This is a genomic window from Haloferax sp. s1 (assembly GCF_058382125.1).
Map to the genome: position 1 here is coordinate 1 of NZ_JBZRPK010000254.1, position 2,454 is coordinate 2,454.

Sequence of the window (2,454 nt, forward strand, 5' to 3'; positions counted from 1 at the left end):
CGACCGAATCGCCGAACAAGCGGGCCGGTATTTCGGCGGCCAGACGCTCGCGTCGATTCCCGAGAGTGACGCAGTTCGCGCCGCCCGGCGGGAGGGAAAACCCCTTTTGGCACACGCACCCGCCGACCCGGCGGCCGACGCCTTCCGCGAGGCTGCCGCCCGATTAGATGTCCGCGACGGCGATGGAAGCGACGTGGCTGAGCGATTCAAAAACGCCGGCGTTCCCGAGCGTATATGAGAATCCCCCAGGGTGCCCTTCTCCGGTCACGGGTAGTCGACGACGCGGCGGACGTGCTTCGGTCGGTCCTCGAAGAAGGACTGACCGGATACGTCGTTTTCGAGCCACAGGACGCGCTGCTCCTCGGAGAGACCACGCGAGGCGTCGTTACGTTCGAAGACGGGATTCCCGTCCTCGCGTACGACACCGAAAACGAACGGGGTGGCCGAGACGGGTTGGAGGGGTTCGCCGTCACCGGTCCGAACCGGGTTGCAATCCACGCTGTCGACCCCGACGACCTCGCGGATGCACACGATGTAGACGAGTTTCGCGTCCCGCCGGGCGCTCCCGCGCGCATCCTCGCGGGTGACGAGCGACTGGCCGAACGGACAACCGAGGCAGCGCCCGCGTCTCGACGCGAGGAGGGCCGCGACCAGAGTTCGGTCGAAGCGTTCCTCTCGGACGCCGATGCAATCGAGGCGATTCGCTCCGAAGCGCGGGAGGAAGCACGCGCTCGTGCCTCGGAGTGGGGACTCGACGACGTATTAGTTGACGACGACACCGACAGCACGTAACACGCTTCCCAGCCGCTGGGAACCGCCATCTGGGATTATTCCGCTATTGTTCGTCTATCCGAGTATGTCCACCGAAAGAGAAGCTCAAGTCATCACCTTTGGCGTCACCGCAGCAGCAGAATCTCCGACAAAGACCCGCGTGTCCACCCGCGATTTCGAGTTCGTCGTCGACGAACCCGAAAACCTCGGTGGGACCGACCACGGGCCGAACCCGGTCGAGTACCTCCTCGGCGCGCTCTCCGGCTGCCTGAACGTCACGGCGTATCAGGTTGCCCGCGAGATGGAACTCGACGTGCAGCACCTCGAAATCTCCATCGAGGGCGACCTCGACCCCGCGAAGTTCATGGGTAAGAGCGACGAACCGCGCGCTGGCTACGAGGAGATTCGCGTCGATATTGCTGCCGAAGTCGACGCCGCCGACGAGACCATCCAGACGTGGCTTTCGACGGTCGAAGAGCGATGTCCGGTGAGCGACAACCTGACCAACACCACGCCCCTCGCACTCTCGTTTACCCACCAGTGAGTCGAGGCAACACGTTGAACGTCCAGCAGTGAGCGAAGACCGAGCGGTCGTCCCACTATTCTGCACCGATTTGGGGACAGATACTAAGCACCATGACCCATAATTCGGCCGTGACTGTCCTGCGTTTGCTTCGACTTCACCGTCCCGCCGACTTCGCCGATTGGTATCGTATCGGCGCTGAGTACGTCCACGACGTCGCTGCGGGGCTGGGCCTTCGCGTCGGGGACTTCGAATCGCGGGTCGTCCGCGCGACCGATGCGATGCGTGCTGGACGGACGGACCTGCCGCCGGACCTCGCCCGCTCTGTTGCTGCCGACCTTCTGGCCGACGCCACGTTTTGTGACCCGTTTTGCCAGTGGATGCCACTGTGGTACGAACTCGGACTTGCCGCACCGTGTTCCTACACCGATTTTCAACTCCGTCGAGTCGCAAAGCAGTACGCGACTGACCTCCCGCACTTGTCGGTACCGCGGTTCTCCCGTCCCGAAGACGTGTACATCGACGGTCGTCCAGCGACCGCGTACGTCGACGGCTTTGCCGACCAATTCACTCTCGCCGCCGCCGTACTCCACCTCGAATGGTTCGTCTACGTCGCACGCGAATCGGGAATCTTCGTGCCGCCACTATTTGTCGAGCGAACCCGCGAGCAGACGGTCGCGTACTACACCGGTCGCCGGTCGGACCTCGACCCAGACGTTCGAACCTTCCAGCGGCTCCTGTTTTCTGACGACGAGTGGGTCCGCCGCATTGCAGACGTGTACGACCTCGACAGCGCGTTGTTTGACCTCTGGGCCCGGATTCTCGAACGCGAACGGCGTGCCCTCTCCTAAGGCGTGTATCCGACGCTAAACGCCGTGATATGCATCCATACGAGACACATGACAATTGAAAAATGTTTTAACGATGGGGGATAAACGCAGGTACTGCAGGTAGATACCTGCGCTTGGGTTGCGTATACAGGGGAGTGTTCCCCAGTGTCCGTGGAGTGTAGGCGGGTGCCCGGCCGTATGCACTCTTCCTTCTCATACTCGCGGATTCTGTCACCGTGAGCGGCTGCCCCCGTCTATTCTGTCCCTGTAGCCGTACTAGATATTCTGACAAATTGGGGCTGTTCCCATACACTTGAATGTGTGGAGAAC

The 2,454-nt window shown here is 62.0% G+C and carries 3 protein-coding genes and 1 pseudogene; all 4 read left to right on the forward strand.

From position 1 onward, the window contains the following. Positions 1 to 238: pseudogene (locus QT222_RS02375) on the forward strand (nucleotide-binding protein); the annotation flags it as partial. Beyond that, positions 235 to 792, forward strand: a complete 558-nt coding sequence (locus tag QT222_RS02380) for a DUF8054 family protein (protein WP_491476184.1) — start codon at positions 235 to 237, stop codon at positions 790 to 792. The pseudogene QT222_RS02375 and the gene QT222_RS02380, both read left to right, overlap by 4 nt. Positions 793 to 856: 64 nt before the next feature. Then, on the forward strand, positions 857 to 1,315 hold the full coding sequence (locus tag QT222_RS02385; RefSeq protein ID WP_491476185.1) for an OsmC family protein: 459 nt from the start codon (positions 857 to 859) through the stop codon (positions 1,313 to 1,315). Positions 1,316 to 1,425: 110 nt separating this feature from the next. Continuing rightward, positions 1,426 to 2,145: a DUF8116 family protein gene (locus QT222_RS02390; RefSeq protein WP_049917463.1), complete on the forward strand. Its 720-nt coding sequence runs from the start codon at positions 1,426 to 1,428 to the stop codon at positions 2,143 to 2,145. Positions 2,146 to 2,454 lie beyond the last annotated feature (309 nt).

Bases quoted from the DNA above. Each gene is read 5' to 3' on its own strand.
- QT222_RS02380 (WP_491476184.1), top strand. From the start codon at position 235: ATGAGAATCCCCCAGGGTGCCCTTCTCCGGTCACGGGTAGTCGACGAC.
- QT222_RS02385 (WP_491476185.1), top strand. From the start codon at position 857: ATGTCCACCGAAAGAGAAGCTCAAGTCATCACCTTTGGCGTCACCGCA.